26 protein-coding genes are annotated in these 26,885 nt (G+C 69.9%); 13 read left to right on the forward strand and 13 right to left on the reverse strand.

Annotated elements, in window-relative coordinates; all coding sequences use genetic code 11:
* The first annotated feature begins 10 nt into the window (after nt 1-10).
* From ABZ880_RS25350 to ABZ880_RS25365, 4 genes are all read left to right on the forward strand, one after another.
* Complete coding sequence (locus ABZ880_RS25350; protein ID WP_361266877.1) at nt 11-250, forward strand: hypothetical protein; 240 nt, start codon at nt 11-13, stop codon at nt 248-250.
* A gap of 2 nt (nt 251-252) precedes the next feature.
* Nucleotides 253-1,500, forward strand: a complete 1,248-nt coding sequence (locus tag ABZ880_RS25355; protein WP_361266879.1) for a metallophosphoesterase — start codon at nt 253-255, stop codon at nt 1,498-1,500.
* Nucleotides 1,501-1,714: 214 nt separating this feature from the next.
* The gene (locus ABZ880_RS25360) at nt 1,715-3,271 is read left to right on the forward strand and encodes an ABC transporter substrate-binding protein (protein WP_361266881.1); all 1,557 of its coding nucleotides are present in this window, start codon (nt 1,715-1,717) and stop codon (nt 3,269-3,271) included.
* Nucleotides 3,272-3,366: 95 nt separating this feature from the next.
* Nucleotides 3,367-3,768 carry an ATP-binding protein gene (locus ABZ880_RS25365; RefSeq protein ID WP_361266883.1) on the forward strand — a complete coding sequence of 134 codons (402 nt, stop codon included), beginning with the start codon at nt 3,367-3,369 and terminating at the stop codon, nt 3,766-3,768.
* A 33-nt stretch (nt 3,769-3,801) separates the two neighbouring features.
* On the opposite strand, the gene ABZ880_RS25370 is transcribed toward ABZ880_RS25365, so the two are convergent.
* Nucleotides 3,802-5,262, reverse strand: a complete 1,461-nt coding sequence (locus ABZ880_RS25370) for a HAMP domain-containing sensor histidine kinase (RefSeq protein ID WP_361266885.1) — start codon at nt 5,260-5,262, stop codon at nt 3,802-3,804.
* Nucleotides 5,259-5,948, reverse strand: a complete 690-nt coding sequence (locus ABZ880_RS25375; RefSeq protein ID WP_361266887.1) for a response regulator transcription factor — start codon at nt 5,946-5,948, stop codon at nt 5,259-5,261. The genes ABZ880_RS25370 and ABZ880_RS25375 overlap by 4 nt, the downstream gene beginning before the upstream one ends.
* Before the next feature lie 171 nt (nt 5,949-6,119).
* Here ABZ880_RS25375 and ABZ880_RS25380 point away from each other — a divergent pair, with 171 nt between their 5' ends.
* Complete coding sequence (locus ABZ880_RS25380; protein ID WP_361267112.1) at nt 6,120-8,522, forward strand: MMPL family transporter; 2,403 nt, start codon at nt 6,120-6,122, stop codon at nt 8,520-8,522.
* 10 nt (nt 8,523-8,532) lie between these two features.
* On the opposite strand, the gene ABZ880_RS25385 is transcribed toward ABZ880_RS25380, so the two are convergent.
* The 4 genes from ABZ880_RS25385 to ABZ880_RS25400 all read right to left on the reverse strand — a co-directional run bounded on the left by ABZ880_RS25385 (nt 8,533) and on the right by ABZ880_RS25400 (nt 10,722).
* Entirely contained in the window at nt 8,533-9,279 is a 747-nt protein-coding gene (locus ABZ880_RS25385) for a TetR family transcriptional regulator (RefSeq protein WP_361266889.1), read from the reverse strand.
* 11 nt (nt 9,280-9,290) lie between these two features.
* Nucleotides 9,291-9,791, reverse strand: a complete 501-nt coding sequence (locus ABZ880_RS25390) for a DCC1-like thiol-disulfide oxidoreductase family protein (protein ID WP_361267114.1) — start codon at nt 9,789-9,791, stop codon at nt 9,291-9,293.
* Nucleotides 9,792-9,796: 5 nt separating this feature from the next.
* Complete coding sequence (locus ABZ880_RS25395; protein WP_361266891.1) at nt 9,797-10,192, reverse strand: hypothetical protein; 396 nt, start codon at nt 10,190-10,192, stop codon at nt 9,797-9,799.
* A 119-nt stretch (nt 10,193-10,311) separates the two neighbouring features.
* Nucleotides 10,312-10,722: a VOC family protein gene (locus ABZ880_RS25400; RefSeq protein WP_361266893.1), complete on the reverse strand. Its 411-nt coding sequence runs from the start codon at nt 10,720-10,722 to the stop codon at nt 10,312-10,314.
* Between the two features lie 68 nt (nt 10,723-10,790).
* Here ABZ880_RS25400 and ABZ880_RS25405 point away from each other — a divergent pair, with 68 nt between their 5' ends.
* Nucleotides 10,791-11,183 (forward strand): hypothetical protein, encoded by a 393-nt coding sequence (locus ABZ880_RS25405; protein ID WP_361266895.1) that lies wholly within the window; start codon nt 10,791-10,793, stop codon nt 11,181-11,183.
* Nucleotides 11,183-13,672, forward strand: a complete 2,490-nt coding sequence (locus ABZ880_RS25410; protein ID WP_361266897.1) for a DUF4132 domain-containing protein — start codon at nt 11,183-11,185, stop codon at nt 13,670-13,672. Before ABZ880_RS25405 ends, ABZ880_RS25410 begins: the two co-directional genes overlap by 1 nt.
* A gap of 68 nt (nt 13,673-13,740) precedes the next feature.
* On the opposite strand, the gene ABZ880_RS25415 is transcribed toward ABZ880_RS25410, so the two are convergent.
* The 5 genes from ABZ880_RS25415 to ABZ880_RS25435 form a co-directional block, all read right to left on the reverse strand.
* Nucleotides 13,741-14,514: a succinate dehydrogenase iron-sulfur subunit gene (locus tag ABZ880_RS25415; RefSeq protein ID WP_361266899.1), complete on the reverse strand. Its 774-nt coding sequence runs from the start codon at nt 14,512-14,514 to the stop codon at nt 13,741-13,743.
* Nucleotides 14,514-16,268 carry a succinate dehydrogenase flavoprotein subunit gene (sdhA, locus tag ABZ880_RS25420; protein WP_361266901.1) on the reverse strand — a complete coding sequence of 585 codons (1,755 nt, stop codon included), beginning with the start codon at nt 16,266-16,268 and terminating at the stop codon, nt 14,514-14,516. Before sdhA ends, ABZ880_RS25415 begins: the two co-directional genes overlap by 1 nt.
* A gap of 19 nt (nt 16,269-16,287) precedes the next feature.
* The gene (locus tag ABZ880_RS25425; RefSeq protein ID WP_361266903.1) at nt 16,288-16,767 is read right to left on the reverse strand and encodes a succinate dehydrogenase hydrophobic membrane anchor subunit; all 480 of its coding nucleotides are present in this window, start codon (nt 16,765-16,767) and stop codon (nt 16,288-16,290) included.
* 5 nt (nt 16,768-16,772) lie between these two features.
* The gene (gene sdhC / locus ABZ880_RS25430) at nt 16,773-17,153 is read right to left on the reverse strand and encodes a succinate dehydrogenase, cytochrome b556 subunit (protein WP_361266905.1); all 381 of its coding nucleotides are present in this window, start codon (nt 17,151-17,153) and stop codon (nt 16,773-16,775) included.
* A 190-nt stretch (nt 17,154-17,343) separates the two neighbouring features.
* Entirely contained in the window at nt 17,344-17,919 is a 576-nt protein-coding gene (locus tag ABZ880_RS25435; protein WP_361266907.1) for a 2-oxo-4-hydroxy-4-carboxy-5-ureidoimidazoline decarboxylase, read from the reverse strand.
* A gap of 206 nt (nt 17,920-18,125) precedes the next feature.
* Between ABZ880_RS25435 and ABZ880_RS25440 the strand changes: the two genes are divergently transcribed.
* The 3 genes from ABZ880_RS25440 (at nt 18,126) to ABZ880_RS25450 (ending at nt 21,006) form a co-directional block, all read left to right on the forward strand.
* The gene (locus ABZ880_RS25440; protein ID WP_361267116.1) at nt 18,126-19,739 is read left to right on the forward strand and encodes a glycoside hydrolase family 20 protein; all 1,614 of its coding nucleotides are present in this window, start codon (nt 18,126-18,128) and stop codon (nt 19,737-19,739) included.
* A 96-nt stretch (nt 19,740-19,835) separates the two neighbouring features.
* Nucleotides 19,836-20,342: a hypothetical protein gene (locus ABZ880_RS25445; RefSeq protein ID WP_361266909.1), complete on the forward strand. Its 507-nt coding sequence runs from the start codon at nt 19,836-19,838 to the stop codon at nt 20,340-20,342.
* Nucleotides 20,343-20,439: 97 nt separating this feature from the next.
* The gene (locus ABZ880_RS25450) at nt 20,440-21,006 is read left to right on the forward strand and encodes a hypothetical protein (RefSeq protein WP_361266911.1); all 567 of its coding nucleotides are present in this window, start codon (nt 20,440-20,442) and stop codon (nt 21,004-21,006) included.
* A 116-nt stretch (nt 21,007-21,122) separates the two neighbouring features.
* Here the strand turns inward: ABZ880_RS25450 and ABZ880_RS25455 are convergent, their stop codons facing one another.
* The gene (locus ABZ880_RS25455; RefSeq protein WP_361266913.1) at nt 21,123-21,578 is read right to left on the reverse strand and encodes a DUF1877 family protein; all 456 of its coding nucleotides are present in this window, start codon (nt 21,576-21,578) and stop codon (nt 21,123-21,125) included.
* Between the two features lie 174 nt (nt 21,579-21,752).
* Between ABZ880_RS25455 and ABZ880_RS25460 the strand changes: the two genes are divergently transcribed.
* Nucleotides 21,753-22,145 (forward strand): hypothetical protein, encoded by a 393-nt coding sequence (locus ABZ880_RS25460; RefSeq protein WP_361266914.1) that lies wholly within the window; start codon nt 21,753-21,755, stop codon nt 22,143-22,145.
* Nucleotides 22,146-22,219: 74 nt separating this feature from the next.
* Nucleotides 22,220-23,692 (forward strand): MFS transporter, encoded by a 1,473-nt coding sequence (locus ABZ880_RS25465; RefSeq protein ID WP_361266916.1) that lies wholly within the window; start codon nt 22,220-22,222, stop codon nt 23,690-23,692.
* 4 nt (nt 23,693-23,696) lie between these two features.
* On the opposite strand, the gene ABZ880_RS25470 is transcribed toward ABZ880_RS25465, so the two are convergent.
* Nucleotides 23,697-25,901, reverse strand: coding sequence for a peptidoglycan recognition protein (locus ABZ880_RS25470; protein ID WP_361267118.1), 2,205 nt, complete (start codon nt 25,899-25,901; stop codon nt 23,697-23,699).
* A gap of 329 nt (nt 25,902-26,230) precedes the next feature.
* On the opposite strand from ABZ880_RS25470, the gene ABZ880_RS25475 reads away from it, so the two are divergent.
* Nucleotides 26,231-26,848 carry an RNA polymerase sigma factor gene (locus ABZ880_RS25475; protein WP_361266918.1) on the forward strand — a complete coding sequence of 206 codons (618 nt, stop codon included), beginning with the start codon at nt 26,231-26,233 and terminating at the stop codon, nt 26,846-26,848.
* The last annotated feature ends 37 nt before the right edge of the window (nt 26,849-26,885 follow it).

Here is a 26,885-nt window from a genome sequence, read left to right on the forward strand (position 1 = left end):
TACTGAACTCATGAAGCTCAGCCGCCCGGTGTCCTGGTTCCTGCTCGCTTTCGGGGTGTGGTCGTGGATCATCTGGGTCACTTTCGTAAAGAACTTGATCAAGGACAGTAGCGGGCAGGCCTTCGACGACGGCCACCCGACGGCGTTCTTCTGGGTGCATCTGACGCTGGCCGTCGTCTCCTTCGTATTGGGGACGGTCGTCGGGGCCATCGGGTTGCGCGGACTGCGCGCTTTGCGCCATACCTCATAGCCGTGGGCATTGTCTTCGCAGGATTCGCCCTGCTCGCCCTCGGCGTCCTGGTCGCGGGCAACTGGTACCTGTGGCGCCGTCTGTTCCGCGACACGACCCGCGGCCCGGGCCTCGCCCGCCGCGCGGGCGTCGCGGTGGTCGCCGGCGGCTGGGTGCTGGCCATCGGGGCCGTCGTCGGCGAGCGCGCGGGCGCGCCCTTCTGGCTCCAGCAGGTCCTCGCCTGGCCGGGCTTCCTGTGGCTCGCGCTGTCGATCTACCTGCTGCTGGGCGTGGTGGCGGGAGAGGTCGTACGACCCCTGCTGCGCCGCTTCCTGGAACGGCGGGCGCGCGTCACCGCGGCCGTACCGCAGTCGGAGCCCGAGCCGGTCCCCGCGGGCGCCGTGCCTCCGAAGCCGCCCGGGCCCGAGCCGGACTCCGCGCCCGCCCCGGAGCCGTCCCGGCGCCTCTTCGTCTCGCGCGCGGTCGCGGGCGCCGCCGCCGTGGCGGCCGTGGGGACCGTCGGCTACGGCACCTACGGCGTGCTGCGCGGCCCGCGCGTGAAGCGCGTCACCGTGCCGCTGGCCAAGCTCCCGCGTGCGGCGCACGGTTACCGCATCGCGGTCGTCAGCGACATCCACCTGGGCCCGATCCTCGGCCGGGGCTTCGCGCAGCAGGTCGTCGATACGATCAACTCCACCCAGCCGGACATCGTCGCGGTCGTCGGCGACCTGGTCGACGGCAGCGTGAAGGACCTGGGCCCGGCGGCGACACCGCTCAGGCAGCTGAAGGCGCCCTCGTACTTCGTCACCGGCAACCACGAGTACTTCTCCGGCGCCGAGCAGTGGGTCGAGGAGGTACGGCGGCTCGGTCTGCTCCCCCTGGAGAACGCCCGTACGGAACTGCCGTACTTCGACCTGGCCGGTGTCAACGACATCGCGGGCGAGAGCGAGGGCCAGGGCCCCGACTTCACCAGGGCGCTCGGCGACCGGGACACGGCACGCGCGTGCGTGCTCCTCGCCCACCAGCCCGTCCAGATCCACGACGCGGTCAAGCACGGCGTCGACCTTCAGCTCTCCGGCCATACGCACGGCGGCCAGCTCTGGCCCGGCAACTTCATTGCTGCGGCGGCGAATCCGACCGTCGCGGGACTGGAGCGCTACGGCGACACACAGCTCTACGTCAGCCGCGGCGCGGGAGCCTGGGGCCCGCCCACGCGCGTGGGCGCACCCTCGGACATCACGGTGATCGAACTGGCCTCCACGCGGGCGTGACGGAGCGCGCGGCCCGTAGAAACCGCCTGTAGAAACGATCCGCCGCAGACCCTGTGAGGGCGCTGTGAAATCTGATGGAAACCCCTTGCGGTAACTTCTTTCTCAACTCGACAAATCCCTCTTCCCCCAGCTGAAACACGTGTGATTAGGTGAGCCGCGCCACTAGGGGAGTGGCATGTGGGGCGGGGCCCGTCGGGCCCGGGGAGGGCAACCGATGCGCTCGGTTCGCATGCGCATTCTCGCGACGCTGCTCGTACTTGCAGGCGTGGGAGTGGGCGGCTGGCAGCTGCTGCCGTCGCAGAAGGACAGCGACAGGACGATCACGGTCGGCACCACGGACGAGGTCACCGCACTCGATCCGGCGGGCGCCTACGACGCGGGCTCCTGGGCGTTGTTCAGCAACGTTTTCCAGTCACTGCTGACGTTCGAGCCGGGCGGCGCCGCACCGGTGCCGGACGCGGCCCGCTCCTGCGGGTTCGTGGGCGGCGGACTGACCACCTACCGCTGCAAGCTGCGGCCGGGGCTCACCTTCCCCAGCGGCCGCACGATGACCGCCGAGGACGTCAAGTACTCCTTCGACCGGGTCAAGTCGATCAAGTCCGACGTCGGCCCGTCCTCCCTGCTGAGCACACTGCGCTCGGTGGACGCCGACGGCCTGACCGTCACCTTCCGTCTGGCCTCGCCCGACGCCACGTTCCCGTTCAAGGTGGCCACCGGCGCCGGCGCGATCGTCGACAGCCAGAAGTACCCGAAGAACGGCCTGCGCACCGACCTCGGCGCGGACGGCACCGGACCGTACGAGCTGACGGCGTATACGAAGGCCAAGAAGGCCGTCCTCACGCCGAACCCGAACTACAGGGGCGCCCTGAAGGACACGGGCCGGCCCATCGACCTGCTCTACTACGCCACCCCGGAGGCCCTCAGCAGCGCCTGGAAGGACAAGAAGATCGACGTCGCCACCCGTCAGCTGCCGCCCACGGTGCTGTCCGGGCTGTCGGCGAGCGACCCGGACCAGCGCCTCTCCGAGTCCGACAGCTCCGAGACCCGCAATCTCTACCTCAACACCCGCGCGAGCTCGCCCCTGCACGACACCCGGGTCCGGCAGGCCATGGCCTGGCTGATCAACCGCGAGCAACTGGCCGCCACGGTGTACGCGGGGACCGTCGACCCCCTGTACTCGCTGATCCCGACGGGCATCACCGGCCACACCACGTCGTTCTTCGACGCCTACCCGAAGCAGGACGCGAAGAAGGCGCGGACCCTGCTCACCGAGGCCGGTGTGACGCTGCCGGTCCGCTTCACCTACGGCTACGGCAAGGGCCGCGGCTCCGCCGAGCAGGAGGCCCAGGCCGTCAAGAAGCAGCTGGAGTCGACCGGCCTGTTCAAGGTGACCGTCAAGGGCTACGAGTGGTCCGACTTCCAGAAGCGCTGGGCCACCGGCAAGCTGGACGCGTACGCCGTCGGCTGGGTCGCCGACTACCCGGACCCCGACACCTTCGGCGCCCCGCTCGTCGGCACCGGCGGCACCATGAACACCGGCTACAGCAACAAGGCGGTGGATCAGCTGATTCGGGCCAGCCAGCAGTACGCCGACCGCGGCGACGCCTCGTCGGACTTCCGCACGCTGCAGGAGGACGTCGCCCGCGATGTGCCGGTGATCCCGCTGTGGCAGGGCAAGGAATACGTCCTCAGCAGCGAGGACGTCGGCGGCAGCCAGTATCTGGACGACGGCACCGGCGTGTTCCGGCTCTGGAGCCTCACCTGGATCTGACGCGAACTCGCGGCATGACATTCGCCCGAGTGACGCCGGGCGCTCACCCGACGCAGGACGATGTGACGGAGGTGTGCGTGGGGTGAGGAGCAAACGTGTTGAGACGCAACTCCTTCCGGCTGCCCCGGCATCCGGCTTCCGTCGGTCTTGCCCGGCGCCGGGTCCGGGACCATCTGGCCGACTGGGGACACGGACCGGACGATCCGGCGCTGGCCGACGCCGTCCTGCTGGTGTCCGAGCTGGCGACCAATGTCGTACGCCACGGCCCGCTCCTGGAGCGGGAGTTCGAGGTGGCGGTGACGGCGCTGGCCGACGGTTCCTGTCTCATAGAGGTGTCCGACGAGGGCCAACTGGAGCCCCGCTTACGGGTGGTCGGCGAGTGGGAGGAGACCGGCCGCGGACTGCATATCGTGGAGCACATCGCGGCGGCCTGGGGCGTGTGGAGCAGAGGACGTCACGGCAAGACGGTGTGGGCGCTCGTCATGGCCAACGTCTGAAGGCCGCACAACCTCCAAAGGCCGTACGAGGATTCACGTCCGTACGGCGGCCGTCCGCGCCGGCAGAGTGACCGTCACCGCCAGGCCCTCGCCCGGCGCCGTGCGCACCGCCACCTCCCCGCCGTGCGCCTGCACCACCCCCTGAACGATCGCGAGCCCCAGACCGCTGCCCGCGCCGCCGCCGGCCCGGAAGAAGCGGTCGAAGATGCGCGCCGCGTCCTCGTCGCACAGCCCCGGGCCCTCGTCCGTGACACACAGCCGTACGACCCCGTCCTCCCGCTCCACGCCGAGCCGCACCGGCACGTCCGCCGGCGTGTGCGTGCGCACATTGCCCACCAGGTTGCCGAGCACCTGTCTGAGGCCCGACTCGTCGGCGTGCACGAGGAGGGAACCGTCGGCTGCCACCTTGATCGGCCGGTCCGGCTGCTGCACCCGCAGGTCCTCCGCCGCGTCCCGCACCAGACGGCTCACGTCGACGTTCCGGAAGCGCAGTTCGGGCTGCTGGTCGAGGCGGGCCAGCGTGAGCAACTCGTCCACCAGGCGCCCCATGCGGTCCGTTTCGGCCAGCACCCGCTCCCAGGCACGCTTGCGCTCGTCCGGGTCGCTGAGCATCCCCTTGTCGTACAGCTGGAGATAGCCCCGTATCGCGGACAGCGGGGTGCGCAGCTCGTGCGAGGCGTCGGCGACGAAGCGGCGCAGCTGGGCCGCGCTGCGCTCGCGCGTGCGGTACGCCGACTCGACCTGGTGGAGCATCGAGTTGAGGGCCAGGCGCAGCTGCTCGACCTCCTGCGTCGGATGGTGGCTGGAGGGCACGCGCCGGGTGAGGTCGCCCTCGGCGATCGCCGTCGACGTCTCCACCATGTCCTCCAGCGGCCGCGTCCGGCGCCGGACACTGACCATGGTCAGACAGGCCAGCAGCATCAGCAGCAGGGTGCCGATGGCGAGGTCGAGCTTGAGCGCCTTGATCATGCCCTTGTGGAGGGCCTCGGTGGAGGTGGCGAGCAGGATGTACGTGCCGTCGGCGAGGCGGGTCGCCGTCACCCGGTACTTGGCGCCGTGCACGGTGACGTCGTGCGGATCGGGGTCCTTCACCAGGGCGCGCGGATTGCTTACCGCGCCCGCCAGGCTGCGCTGGGCCTCGGTCGGCTTGAAGCCGAACAGGCCGGCGGGCTTGCCCTTGCCGTCGACGGCCGCGTAGATGGAGTCCGGTGCCGAGTGCTCGTCGACGTGCTCCGGGGCGAGCCGGTCGCGGACGAAGCCCACCACGCTCAGCGAGTCGATCTGCCGCATGGTGAGCTGCACACTGCCCAGCGAGTCACGGGTCTTGGTGAGCTGTGTGTCGACCTGGCCGAGCAGGTAGTACCGCATGCCCATCAGGCTGACGGCGGTGGCCGCGACGATGCCGAGCGCGAGCAGCACGACGTTCGCCAGCGTCAGCTTGGCGCGCAGCGAGTGGATGCCGCGCTCGCAGTGCGGCCACCGGATCTTCCTCATGCCAGCCCGTATCCCACACCGCGCCGCGTGGTGATCACCGGCGGCCCGAGCGCGTCCAGCTTGCGCCGCAGATAGCTGATGTAGGTCTCCACGACGGTCGACTCGGGCGGGGTGTGTTCGTACTGCCAGACGTGGCGCAGGAGTTGCTCCTTGGGCACGATCCGCCCGCCGTTGCGCACCAGGAACCGCAGCAACGCGTACTCGGTGGGGGTGAGCTCGACGCTGCGTCCGGCGCGGTGGACGCTGTACGTCGTCTCGTCCAGCTCCAGGTCGCCGTACCGGAGCGGCGGCCGCTGCGGCAGGAGGTCGGCCGGGCGGGTGCGGCGCAGCACCGCGGTGATGCGGGCGACGACCTCGTCGATGTTGAACGGCTTGGTGATGTAGTCGTCGCCGAAGCCGAGGGCGCCGACTATCTCGGCCGGCGAGTCGCGCGCGGTCAGGAACACCAGCGCCAGGTTGGGCTGCGTGGCGCGCAGTTCCCGTCCCAGCGCCCGCCCGTCCCCGTCCGGCAGCATCACGTCGAGGAGTGCCGCGTCGGGCCGGGTGCGCTCGGCAAGTGCGCGGGCCTCGCGGACGGTGCCCGCGATCATCACCTCGAAGCGGTGGTAGCGCAGGGCGATGGCGAGGACGTCCGCGATGCTCGGTTCGTCCTCCACCACCAGCACGGTGCCTGGAGCCGTCGTCATGCCCCCAGTATCGGGCGGGCCACTGACAGCCGGGCCGGATCGGTCTTTGGAGTTCCTTGAGAGTCGAGCGTGTCCCGTGTCCACGCGCGCGTGCCGCGGCCAATCCTGTTGCCCAGGACCTGGGGGACCGACCGACGAGCGAACGACTAAGGAGCGTTGATCGTGGCGGCATTGGCACGGTGGTGCTATCGGCACCGGCTGGTGGTCCTGTTGCTGTGGGTGGGGGCACTGTTCGGCCTGGGCTTTTCGGCCTCGACGGCGGGCACGAATTACGCGAACGTCTTCTCCCTCCCGGACACGGACTCCAAGAGTGCGTACGACCTGATGGAGAAGGCCTTCCCGAACACCTCGGGCGACACGGACACCGTGGTGTGGAAGGTCGACGACGGCTCGGTGAAGGACACGGCGGTCCAGAACCGCATCCAGCCGGCTCTCGACAAGATCGCGAAGATGAACGGGGTGGGCGAGGTCACCAGCCCCTACTCCGGCGCCCGCGGGGCGGCACAGATCAGCGGCGACGGAAAGATCGCGTACGCCCAGCTGACCTTCACCCAGCGCGCGAACGAAGTACCCAAGGAGCTCGTCCAGAACGTCCTCGACACCGCGCAGGGGGCTGAAAAGAGCGGTCTGCAGGTCGAGTTGGGCGGCCAGGCCATCCAGCGCGTGCAGGAGCCGCCGCAGGGCCTGTCGGAGATGGTCGGCATCGTCGCGGCGGCCGTCGTGCTGTTCCTGGCCTTCGGCTCGTTCTTCGCGATGCTGCTGCCGATCGCCATCGCGGTCTTCGGCGTCGGCACCGGCCTGTTCTCCACCCAGCTGCTCAGCCACGCCACCGACGTCCCCGACATCGCCCCGCTGCTCGCCTCCCTGATCGGCCTGGGCGTCGGCATCGACTACGCCCTGTTCATCGTCACCCGGCACCGGCGCGGCATCCAGCGGGGCATGGACCCGGAGGAGTCCGCGGTCACCGCCCTCAACACCTCCGGGCGCGCGGTCCTGTTCGCGGGCGGCACGGTGTGCATCGCGCTCGCCGGCATGCTGGTGACGCGGCTGCGCTTCCTGGACGGCGTGGTCGTCGGCACCTCCCTGACGGTGGTGCTCAGCGTGCTCGCCGCCACCACCCTGCTCCCGGCGCTGCTCGGCTTCCTGGGCCCGCGCGTGCTCAGCCGCCGCCAGCGCCGCAGGCTCGCTGCCGACGGCCCCGAGTCGGAGAAGGCGAGCGGCTTCGCGGCCCGCTGGTCGACGAACGTCGAGAAGCGCCCCCGGCGGATAGCGGCACTCGCCCTGGTCGTCATGGCCGTACTCGCCGTCCCCGTGCTGTCGCTGCGCCTGGGCGCCACCGACCAGGGCAACGACGACGCGTCGACGACCACCAGGAAGGCGTACGACCTGCTCGCCGAGGGCTTCGGGCCCGGCTTCAACGGCCCGCTCCAGGTGGTCAGCGACGGCGGTGACACGGCCACCCTGGTCAAGGACATGGAGGCGACCCCCGGTGTCGCCCGGGTCGCCGCGCTGCCGCCCGCCAAGGGTGTGACGGTGATACAGGTCGTCCCGAAGACGTCACCGCAGTCCGAGCAGACCGACCAGCTGATCGACACGCTGCGGGACGAGGTGATCCCGAAGGCCGGGGCGCAGGCCCACGTCGGTGGCGTGACGGCCGTCTCGAAGGACTTCGCGTCCGTCACCGGCGACCGACTGCCGCTGTTCATCGCGACCATCATCGGCCTCGGCTTCCTGCTCCTGCTGGTCGCCTTCCGCTCCCTGGTGGTGCCGCTGACGGCCGCCCTGATGAACCTGATCGCCGCGGCCGCCTCCTTCGGCGTCCTGGTCGCGATCTTCCAGTGGGGCTGGGGCCTGGACCTGCTCGGCCTCGGCAAGGAGGGCCCGATCAACGCCTTCCTGCCGGTCATCATGCTCTCGCTGCTGTTCGGCCTCTCGATGGACTACCAGGTGTTCCTGGTGAGCCGGATGCACGAGGAGTGGGTGCACACGCGCGACAACGCGCGCGCGGTGCGCGTCGGCCTGGCGGAGACCAGCAGGGTCATCAACTCCGCGGCCCTGATCATGGTCTGCGTGTTCCTCGCCTTCGTGCTGAGCGGCGACTCGGGCGCGGCGATGGCGGGCGTGGGACTCGCGGCGGCGGTGGCGCTCGACGCCTTCATCCTGCGTACGGCGCTGGTGCCGGCCGCGATGCACCTGCTCGGCAACTCCAACTGGTGGCTGCCGGACTGGCTGGAGAAGCGGCTGCCGCACCTGGCGGTCGAGCCGAAGGAGGAGGCCGAGCCCGAGTCCGCGAACGGCCCCGCCTCCGCGGTCCACGGCTTCGTCCGCACCGCCGACGGCGAGCCGGTGGAGAACGCCTCGGTGGCCCTGTTGTCGAAGGGCGGCCGTCAACTGGACCGCGTCGACTCCCTGGCCGACGGCTCGTACATCGTGTCCGTGCCGGCCCCGGGGACGTATCTGCTGTCGACGGCGGCGCCCTCGTTCGGCACTCGCGCGACGCAGGTCGTGGTGACCGACGGCCCGCTGGTGTACGACGTCGAGCTCGCCGAGGGCGAGGTGGACGCGGTCAACTGACCGCCGCAGCTCAGGACTTGCCGGGGGTGGGGAGCACCTTCGTCATCCCCGGCAGGAAGTCCGTGAACAGCTCGTGCACCTCCCGCACGAGCGGCCGCAGCACCCGGAACCGCGCCAGCGACACACCGCGCGCGGTGAGCCGCGCCCCCCGCTCGGCCAGGCGGTAGCTCCGCTCCCGCCCCTCGGTCCGGTCGAAGATCCAGTACAGGACCAGCCCCATCTGGGACAGCCACATCAACTCGGGGAGCACGTCCCGCAGTTCCTCCGGGACCTTGGTCTTCGTCGCGCCCGCCAGTACCTCGCGGTGGACGGAAATGGCCTCCACGCGCGCGTGCTCCGACTCCGGGGAGAACGGGCTGAGCGGGCTGTCCGGGTCGGCGGCGTTCTTGAAGAACTGCACCGCGAACTCGTGATACGGCGTCGCGATGTCCAGCCACGTCCTCAGGACACCCGCAAGCCTCGCCTCCAGGTCGGTCTCCCGGGCCAGGACCTCGCGGACCGCCACCTGGTGCTCGGTGGCGATCCGGTCGTAGAAGCCCTGGATCAAGTGCTCCTTGCCCTCGAAGTAGTAGTACGCGTTGCCGACGGAGACCCCGGCCTCCTTGGCGATGGCCCGCATCGTCGTCTTGTCGTAGCCGCGCTCCTGGAACAGCCGCATGGCCGTCTCCAGGATCAGCGCGCGGGTCTGCTCGGACTTGCTGGGCGCACCGCCCTCTTCGGGCTCGTCGCTCTTGGGGCTGTCGTTCTTCGCAGGCACGGACAGAGAGCCTACGGGGTGGCGCAGGCGCCGTCGCCGCAGCCCGGTGTGGTGTACGTCCACCCCTGCCCCGGGTCGTACGACCAGCCGTCCGCCTGCCGGTAGACCTGCCCGCCCCACTGCGTCCGCTGCCCCTGCCCCCACTGCGAGCCCCGCCACTTGGCCGCCGCCAGCGCCGCCCCCTTGGCGAACGGCGCCCCCGCGGGTGTGCTGAGCCGGTGGGCGAGCGGCCGGTGCTCGCGCAGCGCCCACAGGGTGACGATCCAGGCGGCGGGACCCCGGTAGACCTGGCCCGCGTCGCCGACGACGGTGATGTCGTCGAGGGTGGCCCGGTGGTCGAGGGTGGGGAAGCGCTGCCGGGCCCGCTCCGAGGCCGCGGGCACCAGTTCCAGCGGCACCAGCTGCGGCTGCCGCATGAGCCAGTCGCGCAGGAAGGCGCACAGGGAGCAGTCCGCGTCGTACAGGACGGTGAGCCGGCGGACCGGGGTCCGGTCCGCCGTGGTGGCGCCCATGTCCGTCACGCCCCGACCCAGTCCTGCGGCGCGACGGGCGGCACCTGCTCGCGCTCCAGCATCCCGCGCCGCCGGATCTTGTTGAGGACGTACACATTGCCCAGGTGCATCACGCCGAGGACCAGCAGCACCACGCCCAGCTTGGTCGACAGGGCCTCGAAGATCTGGCGGGTGTCCTCGATGGTCTCGTCGCCGCTCAGGTACAGGGCGACGAAGCCCAGGTTGACCAGGTAGAAGCCGACCACCAGGAGGTGGTTGACGGCGTCGGCGAGCTTCTCGTTCCCGCGCAGTACGTCGGCGAGGAAGATCCGCCCGTTGCGGCTGAGCGTGCGGGCCACCCAGACGGTCAGCGCGATGCTGACCAGCAGGTAGATGACGTAGGCGATGACCGTGCGGTCCATGCCCCACCCCTTCTTGAACGCGTTCAAAACGCTGACAGGGAAGACTGTAGACCTACTTTTGAACGCGTTCAACGTGAGGGGGGTCTCAGGCCTCGGGGATCTCGGGGACTTGTGGTCCGTCAGGGGCGGCGCCCGAGCTCCGGTCGCTTGGAGTAGTCCGTGAATCCGATGACGTTCCCCCACGGGTCGGCCACCTCGACGGTCCAGCCGGTGGCGACGGGGAAGGGCTCGTCGAGGAGCGGGACGTCGGCCGCCTGCAGGGTCCGGGCCGCCGCCCGTGCGTCGGCCACCTCGATCCACAGTCGCGGGGAGGGCCACGGCGGCGGCCGGTTCCCCAGCTCCTCCTCCTGTCGCAGCAGGATCCCGGGCGTCTCGCCCCCGACCTTCAGCAGCGCGATCCCGGCCTCGTCGAACCGGAAGCCCACCGCGAACCCGGCGCTCTCGTAGAAGCCGACCGCCGCGGAGAGGTCCCCGACGGGCAGCAGGACGTTGTCGAATCCGAGCAGTTCGTACGACTGGTCATCTGACATACCGTCAGAATAGGCCTCTGATCGGCCGGAACCGGTGATTGTCAGTGGCGCCCTCTACTGTCGTCGGCATGGGATTCGTGACGTTCGTCGACGAGACGACTGCGGGGGAGCGGGGCGCGGGCTGGGAGCTCGAGGTCGCCGAGGAGCGGCTCACTGTGGGTGAGTTGATCCGGCGTCGGGTGTTCCAGGAGGTCGCCGAGTACAACGCGCGCACGCCGGGGGTGTTCCAGGGGCTGGTGCAGCCGCAGGACGCCGAGCGGGTGCTGAACGGATACGCGCTGCGCACGCCCCGCCGGATAGACCCCGAGACCCAGACCGAGCTGGCGCTCAGGGCCTTCGTGGGCAACGGGTTCCTGGTGCTCGTGGGAGACCGTCAGGTCACGGACCCGGACGAGGAGATCGAGCTGCCGCTGGGCACCGAGGTGACGTTCCTGAAGCTCGTGCCGCTGGTCGGTGGCTGATGATCACCTCGCCTTCCGAGTACGCCCGGCTGGTCCGCGACATCTTGGCCCTCGTCGCGGCCGAGGACGCCGACCGGCTCGTCCCTCAACTGCTCGCACACGCCGAGATGGTCGACAACCACTGGGGCTGGGAGCACCGCAAGGTGATCGACGCGGTGCGCGACGCGGACGGCTCCTTCCGGGGCCGGCTGGTGCACGCCCTGGCCGCCCGCTACCACGAACTGGAACCGGGTACGCCTGCCCGGCGCAGCATCGTGGCCCTGCTCGGCAATCTCCGGCTGCCGGAGCCGCACAGCGAGACGCAGCCCCTCGACACACGCGCTGCGCTGATTCGCCTGGCCGGCGAGCAGGACGTGCACTACAACACCTCGGAGCTGGTCCGGCTGGCCGAACTGGAACTGGCCGACGGTCGAGAGCTGCCCGGGGAGTTCGTCGCCGTGGTCCGACGCACGTATCTGACACTGTGGAACGGCAGAGCGGAGCTGGGCCCCTTGGTCGCGCAGCTCAGCCGCCCCGTCCTGAACGCCGGGGAGGCCTGGGCGGACTGCGCCCTGGCCGAGCTCCGCGACCTCGACCCGGGATGGTGGCAGCTGCTCGCGCACGCGGCCACCGCCACCTCCGCCCGCCCCTCGGCCAAGTGGGAGCGGACGGCAACGGCACTGATCGAGCCGCTGGGTGCCGAAGCGGTGCGCGAGCGGGTGACGGCCTGGCTGCGGCTGGTGGGCAGGCCCCGCACGCGCCCCCTCCTCGACCGGGGTTACGGTGCCGACCCGAACGTGACCTTCGACCCGTACAACGCGGATGCGCTGCGCGGTCTGACCTGGCTGCTCTCCTTCCTGCCCGGCCGACCCGAGAGCGACCGCGCGCTCGGCGCCCTCGCCGAGACCGCTCTGCGCAGGGTCCAGGGCCTCGGACCGGTGAACCCCAAGATCGCCAATGCCTCGGTCAACGCCCTCGCCCGTATCGACGGTGAGACCGCCCTCGCCGAACTGGCCCGCCTCGCCACCCGCGTCACCTACAAGGGCACGCTCAAGCTGCTGAACGCCGCGCTGGAGACACGCGCCAGGGCCCTCGGCCTCAGCCGTGAGGAGATCGAGGAACTGGCCGTGCCGGCGTACGGCCTGACAGAGGTCGGACGCGCAGAGTTCCAACTGGGCGAGGCGACCGCCGTCCTCGAAGTACACGGCACCAGAGCCCAGTTGGGCTGGCGCAACGCGGCGGGCAAGACCGTGAAGAGCGTCCCGGCGGCCGTCAAGCGCGATCACGCCGAGGAGCTCAAGGAGCTCAAGGTCTCCGTGAAGGACATCGACAAGATGCTCTCGGCGCAGAGCGAGCGCCTGGACCGCCAGTTCCTCGCCCGCCGCACCTGGTCCTACGGCACCTGGCGCGAGCGCTACCTCGACCACCCCCTGGTCGGCACGCTGGCCCGCCGGCTGCTGTGGACGGTGGACGGCACGACGGCCGGGTTCGCGGACGGCGAGCTGCGCACCCTCACGGACGACCCGGTCACCGAGGGCGCGGAGGTCGGACTCTGGCATCCCGTCGGCCATGCGCCCGCCGAGATCGTCGCCTGGCGGGACTGGCTGGAGCGGCACGCGATCACCCAGCCGTTCAAGCAGGCCCACCGCGAGGTGTACCTCCTGACGGACGCCGAGCGCGCCACGGGCACGTACTCGAACCGTTTCGCGGCGCACGTCCTGCGCCAGCACCAGTTCAACTCCCTTGCCGCGATCCGCGGTTGGCGCAACAAGCTGCGCCTGATGGTCGACGACGAGGCACCACCGGCCTCCCGCGAGCTGCCGCAGTGGGGGCTGCGCGCGGAGTACTGGATCGAGGGCGAGGGGGACGGCTACGGCGACGACACCACCGAGTCCGGCAGCTACCTCCGGCTGCGCACCGACCAGGTCCGCTTCTATCCGATCGACGCCCCGGGGAACTCGGCGCACTGCTGCGGCGGCGAGTACCGCATGTGGCTGCAAAACGGAGCCGACCCGGTCGCCCCGCTGCCCCTCACCGGGATCCCGCCCCTCGTCCTCTCCGAAGTCCTGCGCGACGTCGACCTGTTCGTGGGCGTGGCGAGCGTCGGCAACGACCCGACCTGGCAGGACGGCGGCCCCGGCGGCCTCTTCCGCGAGTACTGGTCGGGCTACAGCTTCGGCGAGCTCAACCAGAGTGCGGAGACCCGCCGCGCGCTGCTCGACCGCCTGATACCGAGACTGGCGATAGCCGACCGCTGCACCATCGAGGGCCGCTTCCTGCACGTGAAGGGCGAACGCCACACGTACAAGATCCACCTCGGCTCGGGCAACATCCTGATGACCCCGAACGACCAGTACCTGTGCATCGTCCCGAAGTCCAACCCCGGTACTCCGCAGGCCGGTTACCTGCCGTACGAGGGCGACCGCGTGCTGGCGGTGATCCTCAGCAAGGCGATGATGCTGGCCGACGACACGAAGATCACGGATCCGACGATCCTCAGCCAGCTGTAGACGCGACTGAGCCCCGCTGCCGGTCGGAAACCGGAAACGGGGCCCACGTCACCGTAGAAGAACGGAGATCAGAAGCGGCGCGTGATCAGCGCCTTCTTGACCTCGGCGATCGCCTTCGTGACCTCGATGCCGCGCGGGCAGGCGTCCGTGCAGTTGAAGGTCGTGCGGCAGCGCCACACGCCGTCGCGGTCGTTGAGGATCTCCAGTCGCTGTTCACCCGCCTCGTCGCGCGAGTCGAAGATGAAGCGGTGCGCGTTGACGATGGCGGCCGGGCCGAAGTACTGGCCGTCGTTCCAGAAGACCGGGCAGGACGAGGTGCACGCGGCGCACAGGATGCACTTCGTGGTGTCGTCGAAACGCTCGCGGTCCTCGGCCGTCTGGAGACGCTCGCGCGTGGGCTCGTTCGTGTCCTTCGTGATGAGGAAGGGCATGACGTCCCGGTACGCCTGGAAGAACGGCTCCATGTCGACCACGAGGTCCTTCAGGACCGTGAGGCCCTTGATGGGCTCGACCGTGATCGGCTTCTCGGGGTTGATGTCCTTGATGAGGGTCTTGCAGGCAAGGCGGTTCTTGCCGTTGATCCTCATCGCGTCCGAGCCGCAGATGCCGTGGGCGCAGGAGCGGCGGAAGGTCAGCGTGCCGTCCAGGTCCCACTTGATCTTGTGGAGGCCGTCGAGGACGCGCTCCTTCGGGTCGATCTCCAGCTGGAAGTCTTCCCAGACCGCTTCCGCCGAGACCTCGGAGTTGAAGCGGCGGATGCGGAAGGTGACCGTGATGTACGGGGAGTCGGCGAAGCCGGGCTCGGGGGCCGCGTCCGCCTTCTCCAGAGTCGGGGTTGCCATCAGTACTTACGCTCCATCGGCTGGTAGCGGGTCTGGACGACCGGCTTGTAGTCGAGACGGATGGACTCGGTGCCGTCGTCGCCCACCTCGCGGTACGCCATGGTGTGGCGCATGAAGTTGACGTCGTCGCGGTTCGGGTAGTCCTCGCGGTAGTGACCGCCGCGGGACTCCTTGCGGGCCAGCGCGGAGACGGCCATGACCTCGGCCAGGTCGAGCAGGTTGCCCAGCTCGACGGCCTCGAGCAGGTCGGTGTTGAACCGCTTGCCCTTGTCCTGGATCGAGACGTTCTTGTAGCGCTCGCGCAGCTCGGCGATCTTCTCGACGGCCGTCTTGATCGTCTGCTCGGTGCGGAACACCATGACGTTCGCGTCCATGGTCTCCTGCAGCTCGCGACGGAGGACCGCCACGCGCTCGGTGCCCGTGGAGGAGCGGAGCGCCTCCACCTGGGAGACCACCAGCTCCGCCGGGTTCTCGGGCAGCTCGACGAAGTCGGCCTTCTGCGAGTACTCGGCGGCGGCGATGCCCGCCCGGCGGCCGAACACGTTGATGTCCAGCAGCGAGTTGGTGCCCAGACGGTTGGCGCCGTGCACGGACACGCAGGCGACCTCACCGGCGGCGTACAGACCCGGCACGACTGTGGTGTTGTCCGACAGGACCTCACCCTCGACGTTCGTCGGGATGCCGCCCATCGCGTAGTGCGCGGTCGGCTGGATCGGGATCGGGTCCGTGTACGGCTCGATGCCGAGGTACGTGCGCGCGAACTCGGTGATGTCCGGGAGCTTGGCGTCCAGCTGCTCCGGGGGAAGGTGCGTCAGGTCCAGGTAGACGTGGTCGCCCTCGGGACCGCAGCCGCGGCCCTCGCGGATCTCCGTGTAGATGGAACGCGAGACGACGTCACGGGACGCGAGGTCCTTCATGACCGGCGCGTACTTCTCCATGAAGCGCTCGCCGTCCTTGTTGCGGAGGATGCCGCCCTCACCACGGGCGCCCTCCGTCAGCAGGATGCCCATGCGCCAGATGCCGGTCGGGTGGAACTGGAAGAACTCCATGTCCTCCAGCGGCAGCCCGCGGCGGTACACGGCGGCCTGGCCGTCACCGGTCAGCGTGTGCGCGTTCGACGTCACCTTGAAGAACTTGCCGCAGCCGCCGGACGCGTAGATCACGGCCTTCGCCTGGAAGACGTGGATCTCGCCGGTGGCCAGCTCGTACGCGACCACACCCGCCGACTTCTTGACGCCGTCGACCTCGGTGATCAGCTGGTCGAGGACGTAGAACTCGTTGAAGAACTCCACGCCCTCCTTGACGCAGTTCTGGTACAGCGTCTGGAGGATCATGTGGCCGGTACGGTCCGCGGCGTAGCAGGACCGGCGGACCGGGGCCTCGCCGTGGTTGCGGCTGTGACCGCCGAAGCGGCGCTGGTCGATCGTGCCGTTCGGGGTGCGGTTGAACGGCAGGCCCATCTTCTCCAGGTCGAGGACCGAGTCGATGGCCTCCTTCGCCAGGATCTCGGCGGCGTCCTGGTCGACCAGGTAGTCACCGCCCTTGACCGTGTCGAAGGTGTGCCACTCCCAGTTGTCCTCCTCCACGTTGGCCAGCGCGGCGGCCATGCCGCCCTGCGCGGCGCCCGTGTGGGAGCGGGTGGGGTAGAGCTTGGTGAGCACCGCGGTGCGGCTGCGCTTCGTGGACTCGATGGCCGCGCGCATGCCCGCGCCGCCGGCGCCGACGATGACGGTGTCGTACTTGTGGATCTTCATGATTCTCGCAGCCCCGTGCCTAGCGGATGTTCGGGTCGAAGGTGAAGATCACCAGCGTGCCCAGCAGGATGGTGAACACCGTGGCCGTGTAGAGCAGGCCCTTGAGCCACAGACGGGTGTTCGCGCGCTCCGCGTAGTCGTTGATGACCGTGCGCAGGCCGTTGGCGCCGTGCAGCATCGCGAGCCACAGCATGAGCAGGTCCCAGACCTGCCAGAACGGGCTCGCCCAGCGGCCGGCCACGAAGGCGAAGCCGATCTTGGAGACGCCGCCGTCCAGGACGAGCTGGATCAGCAGGTGGCCGAGGACCAGGACGACCAGCACGATGCCGGACAGGCGCATGAACAGCCAGCCGTACATCTCGAAGTTGCCCCGGGTGGACTTCGGGGACTTCTTGGTGCGCTTGCGCGGGGCCTCGATGAGGGGCGCCGGGTTGTCGACGTTGTAGAGGGACTCGCCCTCGACGGGGCCGACGCCGGAGGTGGTTTCGGTGGTGGCCATCGGTGTCAGCTCCCGAACAGTTCACGAGCGGCGTGGCCGAGGACGGGGTAGATCGCCCCGAGCATCAGCACGACCCAGATGCCGACGACGGACCAGAGCAGCTGCTTCTGGTAGCGCGGGCCCTTCGACCAGAAGTCGACGGCGATGACGCGCAGGCCGTTCAGTGCGTGGAAGAGGATGGCGGCGACGAGGCCGTATTCCAGCACTGCGACGATCGGGGTCTTGTACGTGGCTACGACCTTGTCGTAGTCCTCGGGGGAGACACGGACGAGAGCGGTGTCCAGCACGTGAACGAACAGGAAGAAGAAGATGAGGACGCCGGTGACTCGGTGAGCCACCCAGGACCACATTCCTTCCCGGCCGCGGTACAGCGTTCCAGCCGGCACGGAAGTCCCTCCGGGAGCGGGGATTGGGGCCGCGCCGGCTTGTGCTGTCGGTCGGGCCCGGCCGGGTACGGTCCACCGGCCCCCAGCATCGTAGCCACCGTTGCCTGCAGCGCTTACGCCGGGCCTACCGGTGTGATCAAAGTGGCACGCGGATGGGTGATAGTTGCGGCCTCTGGTGTGGCGTGTCCTGTTATGTGCCGGGTGTGGGTCCGTGGGGGCTTGTCGCGCAGTTCGCCGCGCCCCTGAGAACCTCGAGCAAGCGTCCCCTTGCCAGGCGCCGGAGCTCTTCGGCCGCCACCACCCGCTCCTCCTCCGGATCGTTTGTCAAACGTGACCGGATGCCCGCCAATGCATGGTCCAGGGTCTCGTTCGTGTCGAGGCCGTCCAGGCAGATGACGAAGGCGTGGCCGAACTTTGCCTCGTACGCCGCGTGTGCAGCACTCAGAGCCGTATAGGCGACTGCATACGTTTCGTCCGGAAGTGGCGGCAATGTCTCGGCGGCCAGCGCTTCCGACAGATCCGCGGAGGTCAGGTCGTAGGCCGCCTCGTCGGATGCGGCGAGGAGGGACTCGATGTCCGGGTACGGGCGGTGCGCTGCCACTCGATGGGACCAACACAGGCTGCGCAGGCAACCCAGAAGCAGGCGCTGGGCCTCATCTGTGGGGGCGGTGTTGAAGGCGGACAGCGCCGTCGGGGACGGTGGGGTGCGGGTCTGCTCGGGCAGAGCCGGTATGGCGACTGGGCCAGGAAGGTGTGTGGGCGTCACGTGTGTTTCGGCAGAGGATGCTGTGAGAGGTGTGGCTGCACGTTATCGAGAGTGGGCGTGACGTGTCCGACGGATGCCCGAATTTCACCCTCAGGGGAGAGTTTCGGAACGTGTGATGGACGCATCCGGCCATCTGTGCGTTTTAGGTTGGCGGGGTGAGCCAGCACCGGCGTCGGCCTCCGGCGCAGAACGTGAAGCACAGGCAGATGATCGTCGCGGGCGCGTTTGCCGGGACGGTCGCGCTCGGGATCGGCCTCGGATTCTGGGCCTCCGGCGACGAGAGCGGACCCGCGGGGTCGGCGCAGTCGCAGCAGCCCTCCGCGGCGGAGAGAGCCGAGGGCTCGCCCGGCGTCTCGCACGCGCGCACGCCCTCGCCGAGTCCGACGCGTTCGTACGCCCTCTCGCAGGCTCCTCGCACCATTCCCGCCGTGCGCTCGCACACCGCGGCGCGCGGGCCCGGCTGGCGTCCGGCGCGAGGCGAGCGGGTGGTCGTGAACGACGCGGAGCTGGCCGACGAGGGCCGGCTGATCGCCGGTGAGCTGGGACTGACGTACGCCGGTGAGAAGGACGACGTGCGGCCCGGGGACGTGCGGCTGGCGCTCAACGACGACGAAGGGGCGAACCCGGAGTCGTACGGCATGACCGTCCGGGGCGGGCGGGTGAGCATCAGCGGGCTGAGCGACGCGGGTGTGTTCTACGGCACGCGCACGCTGAAGCAGGAGGTGCACGGTGGCGGTACGGCGCCCGAGGGCGTCGTACGGGACCAGCCGGCCAAGGCGGTGCGCGGGTTCATGCTGGACATCGCGCGCAAGCACTTCACCGCCGGGTGGATCGAGGACCGGGTGCGCGAGCTCGGGGACCTGAAGTTCAACCAGCTGGGGCTGCACTTCTCCGACGACCAGGGGTTCCGGATCGAGTCCGACACGCATCCCGAGATCGTGTCGCGGCAGCATCTGACCAAGGCCGAGGTGAAGCGGATCATCGACCTCGCGGCGAGCCGGCACATCACGGTCGTGCCCGAAATCGACTCGCCGGGGCATTTGGGCGCTGTCATCGCCGCCCATCCGGATCTGCAGTTGCGCAATGCGCAGGGCGTGGCTGCGAGCGGAGCCGTCGACATCTCCAAGCCGGCCGCCGCCGACATCGTCGACGACCTGCTGAACGAGTACGCCGGCCTCTTCCCCGGCAGCCAGTGGAATCTCGGCGGTGACGAGTACCGGGCGCTGATGGTGTCCAACCCGTCGGCCTCCTATCCGCAGCTGGCCGCCGCGGCCAGGGAGAAGTACGGATCCGGCGGGACCGTCTCCGACCTCACCACCGGGTGGCTGAACGACCGGGCCGACACGATCCGGGCCCATGAGCGGACCATGCGGGTGTGGAACGACGGGTTCTTCCGGGGGACGTCGGTGCAGCCCGCCAAGGACCTGCAGGTGGCGTACTGGACCGGGAAGGAGATCGGGGCGCGCCAGCCGGTCGAGTACCTGAGCGCCGGGCGCAAGCTCATCAACTACAACGACAAGTTCCTGTACTACGTCCTCGGGCAGCCGAACCAGTTCTTCTACCCGACCGGGCAGCGGATCTACGAGCAGTGGACACCGCTCGTCGTGCGCGGCACGCAGCCGGTCTCGTCGAGGTACGACGAGCAGATCCTCGGCGGGTCCTTCGCGGTGTGGTGCGATCTGGCGAACTCGCAGACGCAGGACCAGGTCGCGGCGGGCATCCGGATGCCGCTGCGGGCGACGGTCGACAAGCTGTGGAACCCCGGGCGGCCGAAGCTGACCTGGACGCAGTTCAGGGCGCTGGCCGGCAAGCTCGGCTGATCCCGGGGCTCCTCTTGGTGCATACGGCTGCGAACGGTCGTACGACTGTGGTGTATTCGGCGCGAGCCGAAGCCGACGACGCCGTGGGGGAACGGGATGGGCTACTGGGGGTATTTCGTCGTGGGGTGCAGTGAGCGGCCGCTCTCGGAGCTGGACGCGCTGGCCGGGGCGAAGGAGGGCATGGAGCTGCGGGACGAGGCGCCCGGCGGGTGGCAGCTGTGGGAATACCCTAACGGGGAGGGCGACGTCGGGAACATGAACGTCCTCGCCACGGAGACCGGGGCGCCCGCGCTCTTCGGCTACGTCATGGACAGCGACTGCGTGGTCGTGGAGGCGGCGGCGCCCGGGAGCGGGGCGTGGACCACGTGTCTCGCACGGGCCGCGATGGCCGGGTACCTCGGTGCCGGGAACGAGGGGCTCACGCTCGAGGACTACTTCCTGGAGCCCCGCGACGCCGCCGACCGGGCCGTCGCCTGGGCCGCCGAGGCCGGGCACGACGTCGACGCGGAGCCGCTGGTCGACGTGTTCACCGCCGAGCCCGACCCGTTGGCCGAAAATCTCTTCTTCCGGCTGCTCGACCGGCTGGGCGTGGTGCCGCTGTGACACTCACGGTCCGTCGCACGCAGTAAGGGGAAGTGCGGGCTCCGTTAAGGAAGGCGCCCGGTCGAGCCTTGTAGAGGGCCCGCAGAGGGAGGCGTGGATGAGTCTGGTTGAGCTGATAGCTCAGGCCGACGAGCGCGGACTGGCCGCCAGCGGGCTGGCTTGTTTGGATCGGTGCGTGCCGCTGCTGGGCGGCGACGACGAGATCCTGCGGCCGCTGTGGGCCAGCCTCTCCGACGCCGGTGACGCCGACGACTGGGGTGCCGCGCTGGAGCAGGCGCGCGGGAAGCTCGGCGGTGCGGACGAGTACGACGAGTCCGTTGAGGACGAGGCGGCGGTGCTGGCTCGGCGGATGCTTGCTGCTGCGCCGGCCGACCGGTCCGCCGGTGAGGTTCGGCTGTGGGCCGACGCGTGCTCTGTCGCCGCCCTGCAGATACATCGGCTGCTGGATCCCATGGACGATCCGGCGTCCTCGGTCGACTCACGTCGTGAAGGGCGTACGGAGGGGATGTCGCCGTTGGTCGCTGCGGAGTTGCGGCGGCAGGTGACGGTGTTGGAAGTGCTCGCGGGCCACGGTGCGGGTGGGTTGCGGCGGGCCTTGGAGGTGTCCATCGAGGGGCGGCGGGTCTTGCGGGCCGTGGTGTCGCGGAGGGCTCGCCGGGGGTAGTGCCGCGATTGGTTCGGGTGCGGGTTCGTTCGGGCTGGTCGCGCACACGTGGCGGAGCCGCAAACAGTCACAGCCCCGCGTCCCTGAAGAAAGGGCGCTGCAGGCCCCTGGGGATCTCAGCGCAGTAGGCATTTCACCACCGCGTCTCCGTACTCGGCCGTGCGCGTGTAGAAGGCTGTCAGGTCTCGGTGGGTCGAGGCGAAGAGGCCGTGGGTCTGCTGTTCCGTCTCCTTGCCGCCGTAGCGGGGGAGCAGGTCGTCGCGGGCCTCGTGCCACAGGGTGTTGATGTTGGCCGACTCGAGGAAGGCGGCGACCCGGGACGTCTGCGCCGCCGTCAGCAGCAGGAAGGGTGGTTTGTCGGGGTCGGGGTGGGGGATCGTGTGGCCGCCGAGGACCACGTCGGCCTGGGGGTAGAGGACGTCGTGGTCGGCGTAGTGGTGGTCGAGCATTTCCTCCCGGTGTCGGTCGATCCGTCGGCGCACGGTGTCCCAGTCGTCCTCGAACAGCCGCTGCAGCCATTTCGCGCTGTTGCGCAGGGCCGAGGGCGGCACCGCGCGGAGATGGAAGTACATGCTCATCAGTGAGTGGAGCGCATGGAAGGGGCGAAGCGTCACTCCCGGGGCAGAAACCCCACCTGAGTGGGTCCTGTGGCCTTCGTGCGGCGGCGGTGGGGCGGTCCTGCACCGGTCTCGGGGAAGCACGGGAAAACGCGTGACACAAGGCGCGCCGATCCCGCTCCTGTCTGTGTGACTACCTTCCACGAGACCAGGCCGAACGCGGCGACGAAGCCCGTGCGGTGGGCGGCGGACACGGTCGCGGCGATGCGCGAAGGGGCGCGGCTGCGGCTCGACTACTCGGCGCAGAGCCTGTGGCGCGTCGACCGGTTGATAGAGGAGATACGGCGGGACGAGGCGCCGTACGCCGCGGTGGAGAGCGTGTTGCGCGGTTTCGGCGCCTACGCCGGTGAGGTGATCGTCCGTCAGACCGGCGCCGAGTGGTGGGCGGGAAGCGGCGACCACTGGATACGCACCCCGGACGGGCGGATGTGGGACCCGATCGACGAGGCCCGCCGCTGTTTCGGGGGAGAGGGTTCGCTGCGGCTGCTGTGCCGGGACGCGACCGATGGCGTACGGCAGTGACCGCGGCGGCAAAAACACCGTAATAAGAGACGCTGGCGTTCCCAAACGGGCGGCGGCGGGCGCACGATGGCCGTATGGCTGACAACCGTCGTTGGTGGGCCCTGGTCGTCATCGCGCTCGCCCAGTTGATGGTCGTCCTCGACATGACCATCGTGAACATCGCCCTGCCGTCCGCCCAGGCCGACCTGAACATGTCGGACGGGAACCGGCAGTGGGTCATCACCGCCTACACCCTCGCCTTCGGCGGGCTGCTGCTGCTCGGCGGCCGGGTCTCCGACCTTGCGGGGCGCAGGAAGACCTTCGTCATCGGGCTGCTGGGTTTCGCCGCCGCCTCCGCGCTCGGCGGGGCCGCGACGGGCTCCGGGATGCTGTTCGGGGCGCGGGCCCTGCAGGGCGTGTTCGCCGCGCTGCTCGCGCCGTCCGCGCTCGCGCTGCTCGCGACGACGTTCACCGATCCGAAGGAACGCGGGAAGGCCTTCGGGGTGTTCGGCGCGATCGTCGGGGCCGGGGCCGCGATCGGGCTGCTGGCGGGCGGTCTGCTCACCGAGTACCTGGACTGGCGCTGGTGCCTGTACGTCAACGTGCCCGTCGCGCTGATCGCGTTCGCGGGAGCCTGGGTGCTGCTCGCGCCCGGGGAGCGGCACCCCGACGCGCATCTCGACGTGCCGGGCGCGCTGCTCGGCTCGGCCGGGATGCTGTCGCTGGTGTACGGCTTCTCCGAGGCGGAGTCGCGGAGTTGGGGCGACGCGCTGGTGGTGACGCTGTTGGTCGCCGGGGTCGTTCTGCTCGCCGCGTTCGGGTTGTGGCAGACGCGGGCGCGGGTGCCGCTGCTGCCGATGTCCGTCGTCAAGGACCGGCAGCGGGTCGGTGCCTTCCTGACCACGCTGCTCGTCACCGTCGGGATGTTCGGCGTCTTCCTCTTCCTGACGTACTACATGCAGGGCGTCCTGAGGTGGTCGCCGCTGAAGACCGGGCTCGCGTATCTGCCGATGACGGCCGCGATGATCGTCGGGTCGACACAGATCGCCGCGAGGCTGCTGGGCAAGGTGCCGCCCCGCGCCCTGATGGTGCCGGGACTGCTGCTGGCCGCGGGCGGCCTTGCGGTCATCGCGCAGGTCGGCGTGGAGCCCGCGTACGCCTCGCACGTCCTGCCCGGCATGCTGATGCTCGGCCTCGGCATGAGTACGACGATGATGACCTCCATCTCGCTGGCCACCGGAAGCGTGCCGCCCCGGGACTCGGGAGCGGCCTCCGCCACCTTCAACACGGCCCAGCAGGTGGGCGGTTCGATCGGTACGGCGCTGCTGAACACGATCGCCGCGACCGTGACGGCGCGGTATCTGACGGCGCATGCGGGGCCCGGGGTGAATCCGCGGGCACTGCAGGCGGAGGCGACCGTGCACGGCTTCAACGTCGCCACCTGGTGGGCGATGGGGGCGCTGCTGCTGGCCGCGGCGGTCGCGGGCGTGGTCGTGAACGCGCATCGGGCGCCCACCCCGCAGACTGCGCGGGAGCGGACGCCCGAACCGGTGGACTCGGCGATGTGAAGGGCTACTTGATGTAGACCAGGCCGTCCGTCGTGACCGTCGGACGGCCGCTGGTGCCGACGACGACGATCTTCACGGTGTGCTTGGCACTGCTCGACCAGGTCTTCGTCCAGATCGCTTGGCGGTACAGGGTGGTCGAGGACTTCAGGTCGACCGTGCTCACCTTGACGCCGTCGACGTAGACGTACGCCTGACCCGAACCGGACGCCCGCGAGACCACCCAGGACGCGGAGCGCCCGGTGAAGGTCCAGGACAGGCTCGCGCCCTTGGTGCCGCTGGAGTACGACTTGCCGCCCAGGTAGCTGCTCGACGAACGGACCGTCCACGTACCGGACTTGGTGGTGGACGTCTCCTGCAGTATCACCGGCGTGTAGGACGGCGACGAGGTGCTGGTGTTGCCCGCGTAGTCGTACGCCTTCATCGACCAGGTGCTCGCGGTACCGGACGTGACGGTACGGCTGGAGCTGGTCGTCGTCGGGCCGAAGGTGGCCGTCGTCGGGGACAGCAGGCTCACCGACTTCAGCGCGGCGCTGTCGGTGGCCTTCCAGGCGAGGGTGACCGGGACGGCGGTGGTGTTGACCGTGCCGGTGCGCAGGGAGATCTTCGGCGTCGTCGTGAAGGCCGGCGCGGTGGTGTCCGTGACGAAGTTCAGCGCGGTCGTCGTCGCCGTCCTGCCGGACTGGTGCACCGCCCGTACGGCGACGGTGTGGCTGCCCGAGGCCAGGGTGGTGCCGGCCGAGGTGGCCGTACCGGAGGCGGTGGCGGCGACCTTGCCGTCCACCAGCAGCTCGAACCTGGAGATCAGCGAACCCGGCGTGGTCGTCGACCACTTCACCGTGATCGCGCCCTTGGTGTAGTACGTCGAGCCCGACAGGCTCGCGCCGCCGACGGAGGCGACCTTCAGTCCCTGCACCGGTCCGGACGCCCAGGCGCGGACGGTCGGCAGCTGGGCGTAGAGCGAGCTGCCCGGGCACTGGGTGTTGTAGCCGTCGCGGTGGCCGGAGACCCGGTTGAAGGTGTAGCTGCTGCCGGAGGTGAAGCTCGTACCGAAGTAGTTCGTCTGGGTCGCGCCCGCCTTGAGCTGCACGGTCGAAGCCGGGTCGGCGTTGTACTGGCCGAGCTTCCAGGCGGCGATACGGGCGACGGAGGCCAGGGCCGCGTTGCTCGCGCCGGTGGAGGTGTAGTCACCGAGCACGGCGATGCCCGCCGACTCACGGTTCCAGCCGTAGGTGTGCGCGCCGAGCACCGGCAGATCGACGCCGCCCTTGCGGCCCTCGAAGATCGTGCCGCACTTGTCGACCAGGAAGTTGTAGCCGATGTCGTTCCAGCCGTTGGTCTGCGTGTGGTACGCGTAAATGCCGCGCACGATCGCCGCCGAGTCGGAGCACGCGTAGTCGTTCGTGCCGTCCGTGTGGTGCACGAACACGGCCTTCACATCGGCGTTGTACTCCGACGGGTCCGGGCTCAGCGACTCGTCGGCGCCCCAGCCGGCCCGCGAGGTGATGGGCGGCTCGGGCACGGTCGACGGTGGCGCGGTGGGCGCGGTGGCCGTCGGGGAGGTGGAGGGCGACGCGGACGTGGTCGCCGTCGGCGTCGCGGAGGCGCTGTCGCTCGGGGAGGCCGAGTCGGTGGGCGTCACGGACTCGGTCGGCGACGCGCTGTCACTCGGCGTCTCCGCCGCCACGTAGGCGGCAGGCTCGGCCTGCTTCTGCTCTGCTGCGGTCGCCACACCCGGGTCGACCAGGTTGACCTGGAGGCCCTTGGGCAGGCCCGAGCTGGTGGAGCCGTCCTTGTGGACGACCTGGACCTGCACGCCGTCGGAGGGGCCGACCCACAGCGGCTCGGAGGCGCCGCGCGCGTCGGACCCGGCCTCGGGATCCTGCAGCGGATCGACGTCGGCCTCGAGGTCCTGCCAGGCGGTCCACTCGCCGGTCCTGAGGCTGTGCGTGCGCACCTGGGCCGTGCCGTGCAGCCGCTTGCCGGCGCCCGTCCAGGAGATGCCGAGCATCGAGAACTGCTCGGTGTCCGTGCGCGGCAGCTCCCGCTTGCCGTTCGCCGTGCTCTTCAGCGCCAGGTCGTAGACCTTCACCGGCCGCTTCGGCCGGAGCTCGGGCGAGTGGCCGGAGGACGGGCTGGCGACGGCGTACGTCACCACGCTCCCGCCGCCCAGCACCACCGCGCCCAGCGTCAGCCAGGCCCGGCGCCTCAGGTTCAGCGGTCTGTACGCTCGCGTGCCGCGAGGACTCAATTACCCCACCCCTAGACAAAAGACCATGAATGCCACACCTGTCACATAGCAGGTTGGCACTTACACACAGCGTTCTCCTCTGGCCAAACGTCACTCGGTGGGTCCGAACACGTCTGCCGTTGACGGGACTTGACCTGCGCCCCCCGCGACACGCCTGACGTCCTGTGACACTTCCGTGACGCCTGACGCAGAGGAGCGTGGAGGCGTGCGCGCGCGAGGACGTGCCGCACGGCGCGGATTCCGTGCAATCCGCCACTCGCGAATCACTCGTACGGACACCGAGGACTGTGTTGGGCCAGGGACGGGAACCCCGCCGCGTGCAGGCGTACGACGGGGAGCTGGGCGCGGCCGTCGCGCGGGCCCAGGAAGGCGACGAGGCGGCATTCGCGGTCGCGTACCGGATCGTGCAGCCCGGTCTGCTCGGCTATCTCCGCGGGATCGTCGGCGACGACGCCGAGGACGTGGCGTCCGACGCCTGGCTGGAGATAGCCCGCGACCTCGGGCGGTTCAAGGGCGACGGGGCGGGCTTCCGCGGCTGGACCGCGACCATCGCCCGGCACCGCGCGCTGGATCATCTGCGCCGGCTGAAGGTGCGGCCCCGGTCCTCGGCGCTCGAGCAGGACGTACTGGAGCTGCCCGGTCAGTACAGCACCCACGAGCAGGCGCTGGAGGCGCTCTCCACCGAGCGCGCCCTGGAGCTGGTCCGCACCCTGCCCCGCGACCAGGCAGAGGCCGTGCTGCTGCGGGTGGTCGTCGGGCTCGACGGCCCCGCCGCGGCCCGCGTCCTCGGCAAGCGACCCGGCGCGGTGCGCACGGCCGCGCACCGCGGGCTGAAGCGCCTCGCCGAGCGGCTCGGCGGCCCGGGTGTGACGAATGAGGATCCCCGGACGCTGGGGGAGTCGAAATGAAAGGCAGCTGCGGCACGAACGCCGGCAGTCGCATGAA

This window comes from Streptomyces sp. NPDC047043 (assembly GCF_040644055.1).
Taxonomy (GTDB): Bacteria; Actinomycetota; Actinomycetes; order Streptomycetales; family Streptomycetaceae; genus Streptomyces.